At 64.5% G+C, this 16,485-nt stretch carries 28 protein-coding genes; 21 read left to right on the top strand and 7 right to left on the bottom strand.

All coding sequences use genetic code 11. The features are described 5' to 3' along the window. The 3 genes from ACP99_RS20425 to ACP99_RS06075 all read left to right on the top strand — a co-directional run. Positions 1 to 298, top strand: a 298-nt coding sequence (locus ACP99_RS20425) for a hypothetical protein (RefSeq protein WP_049985737.1), incomplete at its 5' end; no start/stop codon positions are given. A 91-nt stretch (positions 299 to 389) separates the two neighbouring features. Beyond that, a complete protein-coding gene (locus tag ACP99_RS06080; RefSeq protein WP_049985736.1) occupies positions 390 to 632 on the top strand; it encodes a hypothetical protein in 243 nt (80 codons plus the stop codon). Positions 633 to 634: 2 nt separating this feature from the next. Continuing rightward, positions 635 to 901, top strand: coding sequence for a hypothetical protein (locus ACP99_RS06075; protein WP_156105615.1), 267 nt, complete (start codon positions 635 to 637; stop codon positions 899 to 901). A gap of 2 nt (positions 902 to 903) precedes the next feature. Here the strand turns inward: ACP99_RS06075 and ACP99_RS06070 are convergent, their stop codons facing one another. After that, positions 904 to 1,170 carry a winged helix DNA-binding protein gene (locus tag ACP99_RS06070; RefSeq protein ID WP_231554225.1) on the bottom strand — a complete coding sequence of 89 codons (267 nt, stop codon included), beginning with the start codon at positions 1,168 to 1,170 and terminating at the stop codon, positions 904 to 906. Positions 1,171 to 1,400: 230 nt separating this feature from the next. Between ACP99_RS06070 and ACP99_RS21515 the strand changes: the two genes are divergently transcribed. Genes ACP99_RS21515 through ACP99_RS19870 form a run of 13 tightly spaced genes read left to right on the top strand, consistent with a single transcriptional unit; the run spans position 1,401 to position 5,891 of the window. Beyond that, on the top strand, positions 1,401 to 1,889 hold the full coding sequence (locus tag ACP99_RS21515; RefSeq protein ID WP_081927191.1) for a PadR family transcriptional regulator: 489 nt from the start codon (positions 1,401 to 1,403) through the stop codon (positions 1,887 to 1,889). Then, positions 1,889 to 2,266 (top strand): hypothetical protein, encoded by a 378-nt coding sequence (locus ACP99_RS06060; protein WP_049985734.1) that lies wholly within the window; start codon positions 1,889 to 1,891, stop codon positions 2,264 to 2,266. Before ACP99_RS21515 ends, ACP99_RS06060 begins: the two co-directional genes overlap by 1 nt. Then, entirely contained in the window at positions 2,266 to 2,493 is a 228-nt protein-coding gene (locus ACP99_RS06055; protein WP_049985733.1) for a hypothetical protein, read from the top strand. Before ACP99_RS06060 ends, ACP99_RS06055 begins: the two co-directional genes overlap by 1 nt. Then, complete coding sequence (locus ACP99_RS06050) at positions 2,493 to 2,858, top strand: hypothetical protein (protein ID WP_049985732.1); 366 nt, start codon at positions 2,493 to 2,495, stop codon at positions 2,856 to 2,858. Before ACP99_RS06055 ends, ACP99_RS06050 begins: the two co-directional genes overlap by 1 nt. Then, positions 2,858 to 3,715 carry a hypothetical protein gene (locus tag ACP99_RS06045; protein ID WP_049985731.1) on the top strand — a complete coding sequence of 286 codons (858 nt, stop codon included), beginning with the start codon at positions 2,858 to 2,860 and terminating at the stop codon, positions 3,713 to 3,715. The genes ACP99_RS06050 and ACP99_RS06045 overlap by 1 nt, the downstream gene beginning before the upstream one ends. Further along, complete coding sequence (locus ACP99_RS19875; RefSeq protein ID WP_156105614.1) at positions 3,712 to 3,852, top strand: hypothetical protein; 141 nt, start codon at positions 3,712 to 3,714, stop codon at positions 3,850 to 3,852. Before ACP99_RS06045 ends, ACP99_RS19875 begins: the two co-directional genes overlap by 4 nt. Continuing rightward, on the top strand, positions 3,852 to 4,214 hold the full coding sequence (locus ACP99_RS06040) for a hypothetical protein (protein WP_049985730.1): 363 nt from the start codon (positions 3,852 to 3,854) through the stop codon (positions 4,212 to 4,214). The genes ACP99_RS19875 and ACP99_RS06040 overlap by 1 nt, the downstream gene beginning before the upstream one ends. Further along, on the top strand, positions 4,211 to 4,465 hold the full coding sequence (locus tag ACP99_RS06035) for a hypothetical protein (protein WP_156105613.1): 255 nt from the start codon (positions 4,211 to 4,213) through the stop codon (positions 4,463 to 4,465). The genes ACP99_RS06040 and ACP99_RS06035 overlap by 4 nt, the downstream gene beginning before the upstream one ends. Then, the gene (locus ACP99_RS06030; protein ID WP_049985728.1) at positions 4,455 to 4,721 is read left to right on the top strand and encodes a hypothetical protein; all 267 of its coding nucleotides are present in this window, start codon (positions 4,455 to 4,457) and stop codon (positions 4,719 to 4,721) included. The genes ACP99_RS06035 and ACP99_RS06030 overlap by 11 nt, the downstream gene beginning before the upstream one ends. After that, positions 4,714 to 5,040 (top strand): helix-turn-helix domain-containing protein, encoded by a 327-nt coding sequence (locus ACP99_RS06025; protein WP_049985727.1) that lies wholly within the window; start codon positions 4,714 to 4,716, stop codon positions 5,038 to 5,040. Before ACP99_RS06030 ends, ACP99_RS06025 begins: the two co-directional genes overlap by 8 nt. Next, positions 5,033 to 5,356: a hypothetical protein gene (locus ACP99_RS06020; protein ID WP_156105612.1), complete on the top strand. Its 324-nt coding sequence runs from the start codon at positions 5,033 to 5,035 to the stop codon at positions 5,354 to 5,356. The genes ACP99_RS06025 and ACP99_RS06020 overlap by 8 nt, the downstream gene beginning before the upstream one ends. Beyond that, entirely contained in the window at positions 5,356 to 5,733 is a 378-nt protein-coding gene (locus tag ACP99_RS06015; protein ID WP_049985725.1) for a hypothetical protein, read from the top strand. The genes ACP99_RS06020 and ACP99_RS06015 overlap by 1 nt, the downstream gene beginning before the upstream one ends. Next, entirely contained in the window at positions 5,730 to 5,891 is a 162-nt protein-coding gene (locus ACP99_RS19870; protein ID WP_156105611.1) for a hypothetical protein, read from the top strand. Before ACP99_RS06015 ends, ACP99_RS19870 begins: the two co-directional genes overlap by 4 nt. On the opposite strand, the gene ACP99_RS20420 is transcribed toward ACP99_RS19870, so the two are convergent. Further along, on the bottom strand, positions 5,864 to 6,457 hold the full coding sequence (locus ACP99_RS20420; protein WP_049985724.1) for a site-specific integrase: 594 nt from the start codon (positions 6,455 to 6,457) through the stop codon (positions 5,864 to 5,866). The two genes, ACP99_RS19870 and ACP99_RS20420, sit on opposite strands and share 28 nt — an antisense overlap. Positions 6,458 to 6,540: 83 nt before the next feature. Between ACP99_RS20420 and ACP99_RS20415 the strand changes: the two genes are divergently transcribed. Both ACP99_RS20415 and ACP99_RS05995 read left to right on the top strand, forming a co-directional pair. Further along, the gene (locus tag ACP99_RS20415) at positions 6,541 to 7,200 is read left to right on the top strand and encodes a hypothetical protein (RefSeq protein WP_049985723.1); all 660 of its coding nucleotides are present in this window, start codon (positions 6,541 to 6,543) and stop codon (positions 7,198 to 7,200) included. A 953-nt stretch (positions 7,201 to 8,153) separates the two neighbouring features. Further along, positions 8,154 to 8,738 (top strand): hypothetical protein, encoded by a 585-nt coding sequence (locus ACP99_RS05995; RefSeq protein WP_231554224.1) that lies wholly within the window; start codon positions 8,154 to 8,156, stop codon positions 8,736 to 8,738. A gap of 20 nt (positions 8,739 to 8,758) precedes the next feature. Here ACP99_RS05995 and ACP99_RS05990 read toward each other — a convergent pair whose 3' ends face one another. From ACP99_RS05990 to ACP99_RS05980, 3 genes are all read right to left on the bottom strand, one after another. Beyond that, a complete protein-coding gene (locus ACP99_RS05990) occupies positions 8,759 to 9,001 on the bottom strand; it encodes a hypothetical protein (RefSeq protein WP_156105610.1) in 243 nt (80 codons plus the stop codon). A gap of 200 nt (positions 9,002 to 9,201) precedes the next feature. After that, positions 9,202 to 9,639, bottom strand: coding sequence for a universal stress protein (locus ACP99_RS05985; protein ID WP_049985719.1), 438 nt, complete (start codon positions 9,637 to 9,639; stop codon positions 9,202 to 9,204). Between the two features lie 101 nt (positions 9,640 to 9,740). Further along, the gene (locus ACP99_RS05980; RefSeq protein WP_049985718.1) at positions 9,741 to 10,847 is read right to left on the bottom strand and encodes a DUF7350 domain-containing protein; all 1,107 of its coding nucleotides are present in this window, start codon (positions 10,845 to 10,847) and stop codon (positions 9,741 to 9,743) included. Between the two features lie 113 nt (positions 10,848 to 10,960). Here ACP99_RS05980 and ACP99_RS05975 point away from each other — a divergent pair, with 113 nt between their 5' ends. Next, positions 10,961 to 11,536 (top strand): winged helix-turn-helix domain-containing protein, encoded by a 576-nt coding sequence (locus tag ACP99_RS05975; protein ID WP_231554223.1) that lies wholly within the window; start codon positions 10,961 to 10,963, stop codon positions 11,534 to 11,536. Further along, complete coding sequence (locus ACP99_RS05970) at positions 11,533 to 11,991, top strand: hypothetical protein (protein WP_049985717.1); 459 nt, start codon at positions 11,533 to 11,535, stop codon at positions 11,989 to 11,991. Before ACP99_RS05975 ends, ACP99_RS05970 begins: the two co-directional genes overlap by 4 nt. Positions 11,992 to 11,994: 3 nt before the next feature. On the opposite strand, the gene ACP99_RS05965 is transcribed toward ACP99_RS05970, so the two are convergent. After that, positions 11,995 to 12,432: a CBS domain-containing protein gene (locus ACP99_RS05965; protein ID WP_049985716.1), complete on the bottom strand. Its 438-nt coding sequence runs from the start codon at positions 12,430 to 12,432 to the stop codon at positions 11,995 to 11,997. Positions 12,433 to 12,591: 159 nt separating this feature from the next. Continuing rightward, entirely contained in the window at positions 12,592 to 15,747 is a 3,156-nt protein-coding gene (locus ACP99_RS05960) for an adenosylcobalamin-dependent ribonucleoside-diphosphate reductase (protein ID WP_049985715.1), read from the bottom strand. Between the two features lie 515 nt (positions 15,748 to 16,262). On the opposite strand from ACP99_RS05960, the gene ACP99_RS05955 reads away from it, so the two are divergent. Continuing rightward, a complete protein-coding gene (locus ACP99_RS05955) occupies positions 16,263 to 16,484 on the top strand; it encodes a hypothetical protein (RefSeq protein ID WP_049985714.1) in 222 nt (73 codons plus the stop codon). Position 16,485: the final 1 nt, after the last annotated feature.

The raw sequence follows: 16,485 nt of genomic DNA, 5'->3' as shown, positions 1-16,485 counted from the left end.
ACAATCTGCTTCCGAAGAGCGAATCGTCGGTTACATTATCCAACGCGTCGCCGAAGTGGATAGCAACGTCGATGGGATTGAAGTAACATCCATCGATTCCGACCGGAATATTGAGCAGCTTTCTGAAGCGTATATTTCTGCACTGCGCGTCGCCGATGTGTTCGGGCAAGAGTATGAAATGGAGATAGGTTCCGACATCGAGCGAGTCTCAGACATCGCCAAGATTTTTGAAAGTGTATATGACGAGGAGGGGCCACCAGACGAAGAAGACAGTAGCGAGGAGAACAACGATTCGTAGCTCTAACCGCGGTAAGATTTCATCACATCGCTGACGTACCCGGAATCTGCGCCCCTTTTTATGCTCCACTCGGCCCTCGGTGGAGAGTGCAATGGCAGAGACAATCGAAGTGTACACGGGTGACGAGGTCGCCGTCGACGTACTCAATCCGCTCGATGGTGGTGGCTCCCGTGTCGAGATCGACGTCGTCGACGGCCCGCGGTTCCGCCTGGACGTGAACAGTACGGGGAACGACTACGACGTGGTGACGTCGTGGAATCGTCACGACGAGCTGGCGGACGTCGAGGTCCCCGCCTACGTCGAGGACGTGATGTCGCGACTCGCGAGGGCCTGACGATGGTACTGTCAGTCACCAATATGGACGTCCACGAGAACCCGCACGTCGAGATCGTCTTCGAGAATCGCGACGGCCACGGACTCGCCGTGTGGGACAACGGCTCTCGAGACGAGGGCAGCCCGCCCGATGTCACCGTGCTGTGTTTCAACGCCGACGGCGACGCGTGGCAGGAGATCCCGGTCGACTACGAACAAACGGCCGATCTACTCGAATCGATCGGGAGGGCCGCGACCGACATCGAGACCGTGGAGGTTACAGAAACGTGAGCCTACTCAGTCGCATTCAATGTCGAGGCGTCGAGTTCCCCGTTAAGAAATGCTCGCCCCTCGTCGGTAAGGCGGTAGAGCCCTTCAGTGTCAGCAACGCGGGCGACCAGTCCGTACTTCCGAAGCTGCGACAGCCGGACGCTGGCGTGGCTACGGCTACAGACGCCGAGGTTCTCGACAGCCTGCGGAGTCAGATTCCCCTCGTCGTAGATCGTCTCCAAGATCTCGTCGTCGATGGGGCGCATCCACTCCGCACGATCGCGTCGCACGTCCACAGAAGCGGCGGTAGTAGCCATATGTGTACCGATGGATCAACATACGAACGCACTACGTTTGAAACTACCGGCATACAGTTAGAATATGATTGTATTCCGTTAGCAAGCTATTAGTAAGTGTATAACTAAGGGACAAGTGACCCGGCCCTTGCGGGCGCAGAAACCCGCCGTGTTGGAGCCACGACGGGCTGGGTCGAACCCTACCCAGGGTTTTGAACCGACCCATGACGCAATCAGGCAAGCAGGGGCATAAGAATGACCCCACTGACGACGACCCGAGTACAGCAACGCAACTACGCCCACGGCGCGCGTGGACCGGACTGACCGCCTTTCAGCGCGACATCCTCAAAGCAATCGCCTTTGAGACTGGAACCCCGTACGGCCTCGCGATCAAGGGCCGCCTCGAGAACTGGTACGGCGAAGAGATCAACCACGGCCGTCTCTATCCCAACCTCGACGAACTCGTCGAGGATGGCCTCATCGACAAGAGCGAGATCGACAAGCGCACCAACGGGTACGCGCTGACGCGATACGGCGAGCGAGTGCTCGGTGCCGGCGCGGATCACCTCGACGCCGTGCGACCAACGCTTCGGTACCAGGACACGACGCCCGAGGACGTCGGCGATATCGCTGAGACGCTCCCGGAGGAAACGCCCGATGAGTTCGACGTGCCGGAGACGGCAGCCGGCCTCGGTTTCGAGGTGACCGACTGATGGCAGACGGGAGTCCCCTCCAAGTTATCACCGACCGCGAGCCGGTGGAGATGGAGGACTACGAGCTGATCGATGAGTGGGAGGACGTCGTCGATGCGACGTATCGGAGCATCACGGATGCAGAGGTCGAACAGGCGCTCTTCGACCGGCGGAATGATCTCTGGAACGAGATGACGAGTCGCGTCGATGCCGAAGCACCGGAATGCCCGGAATGCGGGGCACAGTCGTGGGGGCAGACGCGTGGCGAACCGAAGATCTGCCGTACCTGCGACTACCACCTCGGCATCGACGACGACGACCTCGGAGAAGCGATCGACGACTACTGGAACAAAGTCCAGTCACCCGACTCACGCCCTCCTGTCGGAGGTGAGGCGTAATGTCCGCCGCACCAGCCGGCGACGCCACCGAGAACATCGTTCAGGCGTTCGACGAGGCCGAGCCCTCGCGACCGCAGGGCCTCGCACCGCTCGCCATCCTCGGCGGCCGACCGCTGTTCTGTGAGCCGGCGACGATCGCCCGCGCACAACTGTTCGGCTACGAGATCTCGACCGAGTGGCTCTCGGCCGACCGCAGTGATCTGGTCTCGCTCAGGGAGGTGCGGTGATGGCCCACGTGTGCGACGGGTGCGGTGAGACGTTCGAGACGCTCACCCGCCTGCGACTCCACGAGAAGGACGACTGCCAGGGCCAGGAGACTTTCGATGAGATCGATCCGGAGGCGGACGACGTCGGCACGCAAGGCGTAGAAGGACTGCTGACGTGTCGGAACTGCGACCGACCGAATCCCAACGCCGCCGTTGAAGAGACGGCCGACTACGACGGCGAGGACTACCACCTCATCGTCGAGTTCGGGTGTCACTTCTGCGGGTTCGACAACGAGAACCGGCTCGTGATGACTGGCGTCGATGCCGCCGATCTGTCGGATCTGCCGCCGCACCTGCAGCCCGACTCCGTGGGAGGTGCAGCGTGATGCACGCCGCGATTCTCCACGACCTCGGCGGCGACCCGACCGCGGGCCCTGACTCGGACGGCACGCTCACCTCCGAGCTCGAGCGCCGCCCCTACGCCGACGTCGAGGCGACCGAGTACCTCGACGGGCGGACGGTCTACTCGGGGACGCTCGCGGGCTACATCCTCGACGAGGAGCCGAACTTCTACACCGATGCCGACCCCGAAAACCGGAGCCTCACCGTCGAGACCGACGAGACGGAGCGCCCGGTCGTCACGGAGTTCGTTGCGGACCTCGAGACCGGGTGGACGGGCGTCGACGCCTGCGATGGCGCGAAGCTGCTCGAAACGGTTCTCCTCGATCAAGTGAGCTGTGTCCCCCAGCGCACCGAACTGGATCTGTCCGGCATCGTCGACACGCTGCCGACCGACGCGATCGTCGAGGGCGTCGTCACGAGCGAGGACGAAGATGAGGACGGTCGCGACGCTGCCGCGGCACTGTGGGGCGACGAAGCCCCGCGATCGGCCGGCGGGATCCCCGAGTCGGGGCTCTCACAGATTGCGATTCGGTACCGGTGGGACGGCCACCGGATCCACGCGACGGTGTCGGCCTCTGGGTACGTCGCACTGTACTCCGAGGTCGGGACCGACGTCTTCGCCCGGTGGGTCTCGGATGTGATCTGGCCGCACTCGGTTCACGGTAGCGGCGAGGCCGATGCCCAGACCGAGCTTACCGACGACGGCGTGTGTTCAGGCTGCGGCCGGGAGTCCGACGACCTCGAGCCGCTGGCGATCGCGCCGGTCGACGGCCCGCTGTGTCCCGTGTGCCGCGACAAGTACCGCGAAGCCGACGGTGGAATGGAGGGAGTTGAGTCGTGAGCCTCGACGAGTTCCGTGGCGACCTCCGCGAGTTGGTCGGGCGCTACCCCGGTCTCGACGCTGACGACCTCCGAGAGGTCTCCGAGCGGATCGATCGTCTCGCCGATCGGCGCGAAGACGAGCAGGAGGTGCTGTGATGTCAGAAAACGGAGATTCGAGACCCGCAGGAGGCGTCGAACAGGATCCGATCTTCCTGAGACAGCGCGGTATCCAGATGCGGATGCAGTGTAAGCCGCAGGTCGCCAGCCGCATCGAGGACGCGTTCGTGACGGTCGGGCAGCTCGTCGACGCCGTCGAGTCGGACCAGTCGCTGACCGATCACGACGGGATCGGCCCGGCGACCGCCGAGGTGATCGAACGTTGGTGGGAGAACCGATTCGAGCGCGAGGAGAAGATGGACGGCGGCTCAGTCGAGCGCACTGGCGCGAAGACAGCAACGATCCACTTCCACAAGTCGTGGAGTCCCGTAATCGGCGGCAACGGGGGTGAGTCGGCGTGAGCAGCAACGACTACCCCGAGCCGACGATCCTACAGTCGGTAGCTGCACCTGAGGGCCACACGTGTCAGATGTGGTCGGTCGACGGGGGAGACGACCGTCCTTCGCCGTGCGACAACGACGCCGTCTACCTGTTCGTCTACGAGGCGTCGGCGCGACCTGAGGATGATCGGCGACGGAACGCCCTCGCGTGCGGCCACTGTTTCACGCCGCATCAGGAGACGGTCGGCGTGGAGGTGGACGATGCCGAGTGATCTCCCGCGCCCGTTCGACGAGTGGCGCCGGAAGGCAGAGGAGAACGTCCAGGAGTGGGGCTGGCAGTCGAAGCCGACGCTCCTCCTCGCGGCGACAGAGGAACTCGGAGAACTCACGCAGGCGTACCTGGAGAGCCGTGACGAGGGCGGTGACCGCGCTCGGATCCAGGACGAACTCGACGACCTCGGCGCGCTGCTGATCCAGTTGCATTGGCACGTCGCTGGCGTCCCCGAGGAGGTGGACGTCCGTGTCTGATAGTCTTGGGGACGAAGTCGAACACCACCTCGACGCGATCGAGCGCCACATCCACGCCGCTCGCGGAGATGTCGACACGACCGCAGACGTCAGCGTCCACGACTTCCGGATTCCGAGCGGCACCGAGCTCCGGGCGCTCCGGAAGACGTGTGGGCTTTCCGTCGAGGACGTTGCCGAGCGCATCCCCTACGAGGCGACCACCGTCCGGAACGTCGAGACCGGGACGAACGCGCCCGGTCGGATGTTGATCCAAACGCTGCTGCGACTCTACCGGATGGAGTGGCCCCAGACCCGCCCCCGAGGTGGTCGCGATGCGTGAGCCCGCTCCCGAGACCGAGGTGTGGGTCGCCGACGGCAGCGACAAGCCAGTCTACCATCGCACCACTGAGTGCATCGCCTTTCAGACTGGCCGCCCGGTCGGCGAGTCTACCACGCCGCAGCCGACGACGGTCGGGGAGCTCCCGGATCGCTTCCGGCCGTGTGGTCGCTGTGAGTATTACGACGTTCCAACGCTCGAGGACGCCCCGCCTGTGGGCGATCGCGCCCAGGGCAACGTCCACCCGTGGATCGTCTACGCCGGCACCGCCATCGGGCTCGCGCTCTTCGCGATCGGCGTCTACGGAGGTGCACTGTGATGGCCGCCCGGCAGGCCGACGACTACGAGAGTCCCTTCTCGGCGAGCGCGTGGGCCCACCAAGACGGCCTCCGCGTCCACGACGAGCACTACCCCGGCCGTTCACACGTTGGTCGGCAGTGGGATCGTCGCTGTCGCAGCGGCTGGGAGAACTACCCCATCCGTGTGGCGTGGCGCGAAGCCGTGCCCATCAGTTACTCCGATGGCGACGAGGTCGCCGCCCGGCTGCACGATCCCGCGGCGGTCGTCGTGATCGCCCGGCTCGGCGTCATCAAGACCGTCATCCCTGCAGCCGACGCCGACGTCGAACTCCCGGAGGTAGAGCCCGCTGAGCACGCTTCTACAAAGCGAAATGCGGTTTATGGAGACTACCTATGAGCGAAACACAAGCCCGTAGCGGAGACGAACCGACGCCCGATGCCGAGCGAGAGGGCGATATCGAGCTGTTCGAACAACTCGCGGACCGATACGACGACCGCGAGGAGGGGCGTGTGTTCGAGCTGGCAGCTCAGTTGTTGAGGGAGGAAAGCAACTGATGCATCTCCGCCTTCGAGAACTCGTCGGGGCGAGAGTCAAACTTCTGACGAGCGCGGATGAGTTTCCCCCGGGCCTCTGCATCGTCCTCTTCCTCGAGGAGTCCATCGAGAACCGAAGTCAGCGATTCCAAGAGCGCGGTCGCCTCGGTGTCCATCGACTGCTTACAGTCGGGGCAGAAGTCCTTGTGTCGCGGGACGTCGGTCCCGCAGCGCGGACAGGGGACAGGCGCGGTCGGTTCGGACTCGTCCTCGCCGACGTCGATGCCGTGGGCGGCGGCGATCTCGCGATCGTTCGCATCGCCGAAGACGGCGACGTAGCGAGCGGCGATGTCCGAGCCGCGCGTCCACCCGTGATGGTCCTCGATGTGGGCCTGGGAGACGCCCTTCGAGGCGAGATGCGAGGCCGAGGCCTTCCGGAAGTATCGGGGCGTGACGGGTTTTCGGACGTCAGCACGGTCGCCGGCCTCCTTGAAGAGGTCGCGAACGTAGTTGTTCGAGACGCCCTCGGGGCTGTTGAGCTTCGAGATGAACGGATCCTCGCTCCGCCGGGGTGTTCGTCGAGCCACCGAGAGACGTACGAGACCGAGGGCACGAGCACGGGCGAGCGCCGCCCCGTCTTTCCGTCGACGGTGACCTGCAGGCCGTACTTGTGGTCGGCGATCGCGCCGACGGTGAGGTTGTACAACTCGTGCGGGCGTGGGCCCAGGTCGAACGCGAGCGCGATGACGGCCTTATCGCGAGCGTTGTAGCAGGACTCGATCATCGGGACGACGTCCTCCTCCCACGTGACGAGTTCGGCGGGATCGGGTGCGGGGTCGTAGTTGCTCGGATACCCGCCAGGAACCCACGCGAGGCTCTCGGGGAGCTCGTCGTCGCCACCGTCGCCGAGAACGAACCCGAGCTGCCGGAGGGTGACACGATAGTCCTTGTTGGTCTCGGGGGAGTCGTTCTTCTCGGCGTTGATCCACGCGACGATCGAGCGGGCGGCGTCTTCCTCGGAGAGGGCGTCGGCGAGTCCGCCCACACCTTCGGCGATCGCGACGAGCCGCATCAGATACTTCTCGTGGGCCCAGTCGGAGTATTTCGAGGCCCCGAGGATCCGCAGCTCGTCGGAGAAGCGACGGAGGACGTCGGCATCCTCGTCGGCGATCTCCTTGGAATCCTCGAGGCGCTCGCGAAGCCGAATGATGCTCTGTTCGGGGTAATCGGTCATTACTACCGTTCCACGAGTGTTGGGAATGTAAACCTCAGGTATGGAGCCCACCCCGGGCACTTCTCAACAGTTGGTTTCGTTTTGCGCGCTTTCTGATGATCACTCAGTCGAATCGTGGGCAACGCGACCACGTGGGGAGAAGAATATAAGCGACGCAAACGCGCGTGAACGCTTGACTGGAAGCCCGAACGAAACCGCGAGCAGCGTATCAACGCGATCAAGCGCTGGATCGAGTATACCACGAGTCGGAACCGCCGGAGACGTGGGGGCCACAGTAGAACGCGATTGTCAACGACCAATTCGAGGCGGCTCAGAGCGTCGGGATGTCGACCGCGCACCGACAGCACGTCGCCGAGGTCGGGAGAGATCCTTAAGCGACGAAAATTTCGACATACAAATGTGCAAATCGAGATAGATCTCTTTTGTTTTGAACAGTTATCTGGCTAGATCTTCGATCCCTAGTTCTCGATCGCAGATGGTCATAATCGGCTCTGAACTCCGCAAGAACGGGTGTAAATCAGAATGTGGGGGGATTCTGTATCATCGATGACATCGGTATCTATCTCAAAGATTGTGTTGAGGATGGGCTCGTAAGGCGATCGGGGGACTGGTACTAGCGCTAGAGAAGATCAGTACCGTCGATATTCTTGATATCGGTTCTGGAGAGTATCCGCTCTTTCTTGGAGCGAGAACCGGTCTGTCCGTGCGTATTTCCGTTCCCCATACCTCATTTCCAGTTTGGAAATCGCATCACTGGAACCGGTTATGAGAATTTCACCGATGTACTTGAGGTTAAATCTGGAGTAGATGCCGAGACTGCGATCCCACGTTTTCGGCGCTTTCGACGTCTCTTTGGCCTGCTCGATTTCCCCAACCGTGAGTGTGGTGTCCGTCCTATTTTCCTTGTATGGGTGTTTGAATACACTCTTGCGGTCGAAAGCGCCGATTATGAGAATTCGACCTTCCGAGAGAGATGCAGCGTCTCCAAGAACGAGCACAACCTATTTTTCCGATCGCAACTCTCCTCCTCTAGGACTCGGTGAACGATCGTGTGGCCACTCACAGACGGAGACGTCGACCGCCCGAGCAGACAGATCCTCCTCGCGGTGTTCCTCGTCGGGATCCGCGATCGAAACCCCGGCGCGGTCGTGAACGCGATCCTCGCGTTCGCCGGGACGCACCTCCCCGCGGTCGCCGAGCGCGTCGCCGACGTCGAGTGTCGGCCCTGGCAACGCGCGTACGTGGACCTCGCGATGGTCACGCACGCGGTGGGGATGCTCGGTCCGTACGACGACGTGCCGTGGTGGGATCACCTCACGCACACGCTCTCGGCGAGCATCCTCGGGGGGATCACCTTCGTGGCGGCCGAGCGTCGCAGTCGCGACCCACGCTCCTCGGTTCTCGGCGTCATCGTCGGTGGCGGCCTCCTCTGGGAGGCGCTCGAGTACGCGATCCACGCGGTCGCGGAGCGCCTCGGTGTCGAGCCGATCCTCGTGGTCTACAGCCGGCGCGACACCCTCCTCGATCTCGCGTTCAACCTCCTCGGCGCGGCCCTCGTGCTCCTATTCGGCGACCGACTCCTCGGCAACCTCGTCGAAGGCGGGGAGTCAATGCGTTCGCGCGACCGCGAGTGACCCCGCGACGACCGACCTCGCTACACGTCGACTTCGACGTCCTCGCCCTCCATTCCGCCGCGCATCGTCTCGCGCTCGTCGGGCTCGTCACCGCTGAAGTAGTCGACGAGCCAGAGGACCGCGCCCGCGATGATCAGAACGATTCCGACCAGCGAGGTCGGCGGCGCGGGGATGAAAAACAGGACCGCACCGACGAGGATCATCATCCCGGGGCTCAGCCACGCAACCCATTCTTGTGCCGTCTGTGGCATCGTGCGTGCCATAGGCGAGGGGACCACCGAGAGCGTAATTGTAATAGACGGGATTCACGCGAATGGGATGTCCACCGCTCCGCTCACGCACGCGTAAGACGGCATTACGTCGCGTTCGTCCAACCCCGGAACCGCCGACGCGTGCCGGGCAGACTCGATGTGCACGGGTAGCCCGACCAACTCGAACGATAGGCAGTCCTTGTCGCCGCCGGTCACTCGGCGTCGATCGGCAGCGTCCGGACCGTCAACACCGGCACCTCGGAGAACCGGACGACGCGCTCGGTGACGCTCCCGATGAGCGCCCGACGGACGCCGTGTCGCCCGTGCGTCCCGATCACGACGACGTCGACATCGTACTCGTCGGCGTACGTCAGGATTTCGTCGGCGGGGCTCCCGTACCGGAGCGCTTCGACGCAGTAGACGCCCGCCTCCGCGGCCCGGTCGTGGATCGCCGCCATCGATGCCCGCCCCGCGGCTTCCAGTTCGTCGGCGAGTCGTCGGCTGTGGGGATCTACCGGCAGGACGTCGGTGTCGACGACGTGAAGGACGTGCAGGGTCGCGCCGTTCTCCCGCGCGAGGTGGATCGCGTTCTCCGCGACCCGCTCGGTGCCGTCGCTGCCGTCGGTCGGCAGGAGGACGTGGTCGTACATAGGTGGAACCAGTCGCTGGCGTGACAAGGGTATAGACCGCGAAAATGGGGGTAAGACGTGCTTTCCTAATGGATTTCGATCCAGGGGTCACGCACAGAGAGCTACGACACGCGAACTGACGCCTCGCCCAACTCGAAGAACGCGGTCTCGTAGCCGTCGTGGCGGGCGATCTGTGGCGGCGTCGTGACCGACAGCGTCACCTCGTCGCCCGCCCGAAGCTCGCCGTCGAAGCCGGGCGCGCCGTAGTGATAGCCGATCTCAGGATCCAGCGTCGACGCCAACTGTCTCTCGAAGATCGTCTCGCCGTCGCGCGTCACCGTCGCCTCCAGCCCCATCATCGGGAGCACGACGCCGTTGTGCGGCGTCCGCGCGGACACGTAGATGTACGGGGATGCGCCGAATCGCCCGCGCTCGTCGGCGGCGACGAACGATTCGAGGACGACGTCGCCGACGGTCGCGCGCCCCAGGTGTCGACCCGGCAACGAGTCGACGTCGGGGGCGCGGCCGACCGGGACGTCGCCCATCTCCATCGGGGGAATCGCGTCGCGCTCGCCCGCGGTCTCCGGCTCTGAGATCTCGATCGCCGAGACGTCGCCGGGGTCGAACTCGAAGGGGATCACCGCGGTCTCCGGCGACTCGAAGGCGTCCGCGAAGCCACCCGTGCGCCGGACCGAGACGCCGCCGATGCTGACGTGCGCCTCGTACTCGCCCTCACCAGAGAGCGCGTAGTTGTCGCCGTAGTGCATCCCCATCTGCTGAGAGAGCATCGGGTAGGCGACCTCCTGGGTAACGGTCCCCTCGTCGTCGCGAATTTCGATCGTCAGGCCCGAATCGATCGGTAGCGCCATCCCGGTCTCGGTGTCCCACAGCGACGCCATCAGGTGAACGTCGTCGTCGGCCTCGACGACCGTCTTCGACGTCTCGCTGCCGGTGAGCGTCCAGAAGCGGTGCGGGTACGAGTACGTGAGCGCGACGCCGTACCGCCCCGCGGTCGTCCGCCCGTACAACCCCATTCCTTCCGTCACCGCGGGGACGTAGACGGCGTGCGGCCGGTCGTCGACGAGAATCGGATCGCGCCACGCGGACTCCCGCTGGAAGCCGAGCGTCTGGAGACAGCCGGCGGTGCCGACGAGCCCCGCGCCCGCGAGCCCGCCGAGAAACGCGCGTCGCGTCGACAACGACCGCGAAGGTCGTGGAGAGCGTCCCATTTTTCGATGAATCGTAGCGGATCGACGGTGATGACGGTTCCGAACGTTCTCGATCGGAGAGAATCAGAATGCTGGCCCATACATTAATATATTGTCGAAGATTCTGTTTCACTATGACTGATTCCGGAGCGGAGGCCGGTGAACTGAACGATGTGGTCCTCGAGGATTGGGTCGCAGAAACGACGCCGTTCGAGCGGGTGCACGCCGTCATTCGTCGAACGTACGATCCCCAGTCCGCCTCCGAGATCGCCGAGCGCGCGCGAGTCTCACCGACGACGGCGCGAAAACACCTTCGCGGGCTGGTCGATACGGGCGCAGTGGCAACTGACGAGACCGAGACTGCGACCCGGTACCGTCGTTCCGAGACGGCAATCGTCACCGAACACGCCGAGGCACTCCTCAGCGAGCACAGCACCGACGAACTCGCGAGTGCAATCGCGGAGATGAAGGCGCAGATCAGATCGTGGCGCGAAGAGTACGATGTCGAGAGCCCGGAGGCGTTCGCACGAGCACTCGGTGTCGACGACGCGGATACAGAGACCGGGCAGGTGCTCTCGGAATGGCAGACGACGCGGCGGAACCTCTCTCTCGCGCAGGCTGCACTTGCGATCGACGAGGCGACGCAGCGCGGCCGACTCTCAGGTGCCGACAGCGACGATTCCGATGCTGATTCCTCTGCCGTCGTATGAGCGAGGACGACGCGTCCCGTTCTGAAGTGTTTGGCCCGATTGACGCCGGCGCGCTGCGTGAGATCAGGGATCTGTTCACGACCGCTGAACCGCTCGTCGAACGCGCTGCATTGGACGACTCGCTGAACCCACAGACGCTCTCGGTCGGGTTTTCCGATGGAATCGGTGACGCATCGACTGCCCGGTTCGACGTTCGATGGAGCCTCACCGGGTACTACGCCTTTCATTACTCGGACGATCTCGGGCGGAACTTCCGGTTCGATCACCACCCGAAACCCGACGCTCCGTCCCGACACTTCCACTCGCCGCCGGATGCGCCGAGCCGTCCGGTCGAACCGTCTTGTATCGCGGTCGGTGAGCTGCCACTCGTCACCCGAGCGGTCCTCCAGCGATGGCGAGATGCCTACGACCGGGGGGCACTCGATCGACTCAACGAAGCGGTCGATCCCCCGTGATACCTACCAGATGTTCTCCCGCGTGAGCCAGTCGTGCTCGGCGTCGGCGCGCCGCCGCTCGTCCTCGCGGATCCCGGCGTAGTTGCGGATGAGATCGGTCGTCGAGACGACGCCCACGACGTCGAGCCCGTCCACGACAACCAGCCTGTGGACGTCGTGTTCGCCCAGCTTCTCGGCCGCACGCCGAACCGTCGCCGACGGACCGATCGTGTGCAGCGGCGCGCTCGCGGCGGCGCGAACCGGAATCGACGACAGCGGCTCGCCCGACCGGTAGGCCGCGCTGAGCACGTCGCTCTCGGTGACGATCCCGCCCGGTGCGCCGTCGTCGGTGACGACCGCGCTGCCGACGTCGGCGTCGAGCATCCGCCCGACGGCCTCCGCGAGCGACGCCCCGACGTCGACCGTGACGACCGTCGTCGAGGCGATGTCGCTGACGCGCATTGTCTCGACGTCGTGGGCTATCGACAAATATCCACGGTCGCGGAGCTGCGGGCAGTCGTCACGCTCAAACGGACGCCGTTCGACGAAGCGCCGCAAAAAATCGGTCCGCGAGTCAGCGGGAGCGATCCGGTTCGGATTCGACTGTCCGTCCGCGTCCGCTCAGCACTCCGACCAGCCGCAGGACTCGCAGGTCTTGCAGCCTTCGGAGTAGTACAGCGACATACTGCCGCACTCGGGACACTCGGGGCTCTCGCCGGCCGCTAGCAGGTCGTCGGTCGCGTCGGGTGCGCCGCCCTCCGGCGTCCCGTCGTCCGTCTGCGCGTCCGGGCTCACGTTCGCGTCGCCGACGTCGACCGCCGCACCGCCGTCGGTCTCGCGACCGGCAGACGCGCTCGCGTCGGCCTCGTCGGAGAGTTCGGTGAGGTTCTGCTGCTGCGGGTAGCCCTTGTCGATCTCGCCGTCGAGGTACCGGCGCATCGCCGTGCCGATGGCGTCCGGGATGGAGTTGATCTGCTCGCCCTTGTCCCAGGCGACCTTCGGGCTGCGGATGCCCTGTAGCTCGCTCGCGATCTCGCTCGGGTCCACGCCGGAGCGCAGCGCCGTCGAGATTGTCTTCGCGAGCGCCTCGGTGAAGGAGGCCGTGAAGCCGCCGGAGTTGCCGATGTTCGCGAACAGCTCGAACGGCTGGCCGTGCTCGTCCTCGTTGATGTTGACGTAGAGCTTTCCGTACCCCGTGTCGATGCGCTGGGTCACGCCGTGCAGCACGTCGGGCCGGGGCCGCTTCTTCCCGAGGTCGGTCTGGCCATCCGCGGCCGACAGGAGTCGGTCGACCTCCTCGTCGAGCGCCGCTTGGACGTTCTCGTTCTCGAGGAAGCCCTCGACGCCGCCGAAGACCTCCTCGATCTGCTCGACGAGCGTCTCGGCCGCTTCGCCCTCGTCGGCGAAGTCGGCGTTCTTCGCGCGGGTCGTCAGCACCTGCTTCGAGCGCGTGCCGTCGCGGTAGACGGTGACGCCCTTCCCGCCGTTGCGGTAGATGTAGCGGTACACCTCGTCCATGTCCTCCTTCGAGGCGGAGTTCGGGAAGTTACAGGTCTTCGAGATGGCGGAGTCGACGCCCTCCTGGGTGGCGCACTGGACCGCCGCGTGCTGTTTGCCCGAGAGGTCGCCAGTGACGACGAACAGCTCCGAGATGGCGTCCGGGACCGTCGACAGCGAGGAGACGCCGTCGAACTCGTTTTCGGCCATCTGCTCTTGGGCCTCTTTCTTCACCGCGTCGACGTCGATGTCGTTAGCCTCTAAGACTCGAAGGAAGTAGTCGTCGAACTCGACGAGCATCTCGTCGCCCTGGACGTCGTCGGAGACGTTCTTGTAGTAGGCGACGTTGTAGATGGGCTCGATCCCGCCCGTGGTGTTGCCGACCATCGAGGTCGTCCCCGTCGGGGCGACCGTCGTGGTGTTGTGGTTACGGATCGGGAAGCCGTCGGCCCACTCGTCGGCGTCGAGGCCGGTATGGTGCTCGAACCACTCGCGGTATTCGGTCGGATCCGCGTACTTCGAGTCAGCCCAGTCGTTGAACTCTCCGCGCTCTTCGGCGAGTTCGTGGCTGGTCCACTTCGAGGTGTGGTTGATGTGGGTCATCAGCTGGCGGGCGACCTCGTTGCCCTCCTCGGTGCCGTACTGGATGCCCAACTGGATGTACAGCTGTGCCAGTCCCATCACGCCGAGGCCGATTTTCCGCATGTCGCGGACCTTCTGCTCGATCTCCGGGACCGGGAAGTCCGACATCGTGACGACGTTCTCGAGGAAGTGCGTTCCTCTATCGATGCGGTAGTCGAACGCCTCCCAGTCGATGGCCTCCTCGAGGAAGGCGTCGACGGCCGCCTCGAACTCGTCGTACTCGTCGCCGTGCTCGTCGTACCAGACGCGCCAGTCGGGGGCGTCGAGGTCCGCGAGCGTCGAGAGGTTGATGTGGCCGAGGTTACAGGCCTCGTACTCTTCGAGCGGCTGCTCGCCGCAGGGGTTCGTCGCCAGGATGCGATGGTCCGGGTGCTCCTCGACGTCGAAGGAGTGCTGTTTGTTGACGCGTTCGAGGTAGATGACGCCCGGTTCGCCGTTCTCGTGTGCGCCGTCGACGATCTGGTCCCAGAGCTTCTCGGCGGGGATCGACAGGACCTCGCCGACCTCGACGTGGTCGCCGAGCCCGAACATGTCGTACAGTTCCTTCGTCTCGGGCGTCGCGACGTGCGGCTCCTCCGTGCGGGGGTTCGTGAACGTGAACTCCTCGCCCTCGAAGAGCGCCTCCATGAAGTCGTCGGTGACGCCGACGGAGATGTTGAAGTTCGAGAGGTGCCCCTCCACGGCGTTCCGGAGGTGCTTGGGGACGCGCCCCTCGTCGTCGATGAGTTCGCGGGCCTCTTCCAAGGCATCCGCGAAGGAGTTGTGCGTGAAGTCGTCGGGGTCGTTGAGTCGGAGCGTGTTCGCCAGCGAGACGTCCTTGTTCTTCGCGTGAAGGAACTGGATGACGTCCGGGTGGGACACGCGCATCACGCCCATCTGCGCGCCGCGTCGCGCGCCGCCCTGCGCGATCGTCTCACAGAGCTGGTCGTACGTCCGCATAAAGGTGATCGGCCCGGAGGCGATGCCGCCCGTCGAGCCCACCGCGTCGCCGTAGGGGCGGAGCCGCCAGAAGGCGTAGCCCATCCCGCCGCCGCTCTGGAAGACCTGCGCGGCCTCCTTTGCGGTCTGGTGGATGTCGTCGATGTCGTCGTCCGGGGAGTCGACGAAACACGCCGAGAGCTGCTGGAGTTCGTCGCCGGCGTTCATGAGCGTCGGCGAGTTCGGCATAAAGGAGAGATCCTCCATCAGCGTCTCGAACTCCTCGCGCTTTTCCTCGACCGCCGCGCGGATCTCCTCGGGGAGCTCCGGAACGACGGTGTCGTAGGCGAACTTGTTGACGTTGTACACCGACAGCGACGTCTCGGCGTCGGAGTCGGGAGTGACGCCCTTCCCGAACACTTCCGCGGCGAGTTCGTCGCGGCGCGGGTGATCGGGCTTCAACTGGTCGGGCGTGACGGTGACGTCGACGTCGCGGGCGTCGGCCTCGTAGACGGCCTCCGCGAGCGCGACGTTCTTCGCGACGCGCGGGAAGAGGTCCTCCTGCGTCTCGACGGGATCGCCGTTGGCGTCCTTTCGGAGGTACCGCGCGGGCAGGATGTTGTGGTAGGCGTTCGCGGTCAGGCGCTCTTCGAGCGTGTCGCCGTCAGTCCGCTTGACGGGCAGTTCGAGGTCGCCTGCGCTCACGTTCGTGTCGGTCATCTACTGTTCCTCCAGTCCAGTGCGGTCGCACCGGACGGTTTCGAATCGACTGCGTGGCTCAGTTCCGGTCATTTGTAACGGTGTCTTGTGAGTGCGGCGGGTCGGTTAAGGCTTCGGTCTCCGGGTGTTCGCATATAAATATCACATCGAGTACCTTACTCGCGACCCTGATCGGCGGAGAGGTGCCGTTGCGCTCCACCGTACACACACGGAGAATATCAAGCTACGCAGAGCGCGGCGAAAGTGAAATTTTCATCGGTCGACCCCGACGCCGTGATTCAGTTTTTCAGGCGAACTGATGGGGGGTCGTTCCGAGCGTCGATCCCGCGTTGGAGCCCCTCGTCACCGCGCGGTCGACGTACTGGTATCCGAGTAAGCGACTCGTACCGAGAAACGTACCAAGCGTAGGATACGTCTACCGGATCCGGCTCGGTCCCGCGGTTTCGGCGCGACGTCCGGTCCGACGTGCCGCGGCTCCCACAGACTTATTCCCTCCTCGGGTGATACCGGTCTGTATGTCATCCCTACTCGCCGCGGCCGCGACGGTCGCACCGATGCAGCTCGGCGGATTGCTCTCCCAGCCGCTCGGGCAGGCGCTCGCCGTCATCGTCGCGATCGCGATCGTCGTTCTCGTCGGGCGGATCGCGCTCAAGATCGCGTGGCGACTGGTCACCATCGCGGCGGTCGTCGTCGGCGCGCTGCTGGTGCTCTCCTTCTTCGGGATCAACGTGTTGTAAT

Source organism: Halobellus rufus (assembly GCF_000739575.1).
Taxonomy (GTDB): Archaea; Halobacteriota; Halobacteria; order Halobacteriales; family Haloferacaceae; genus Haloquadratum; species Haloquadratum rufum.
This window is presented reverse-complemented; position numbering and strand designations above follow the sequence as displayed.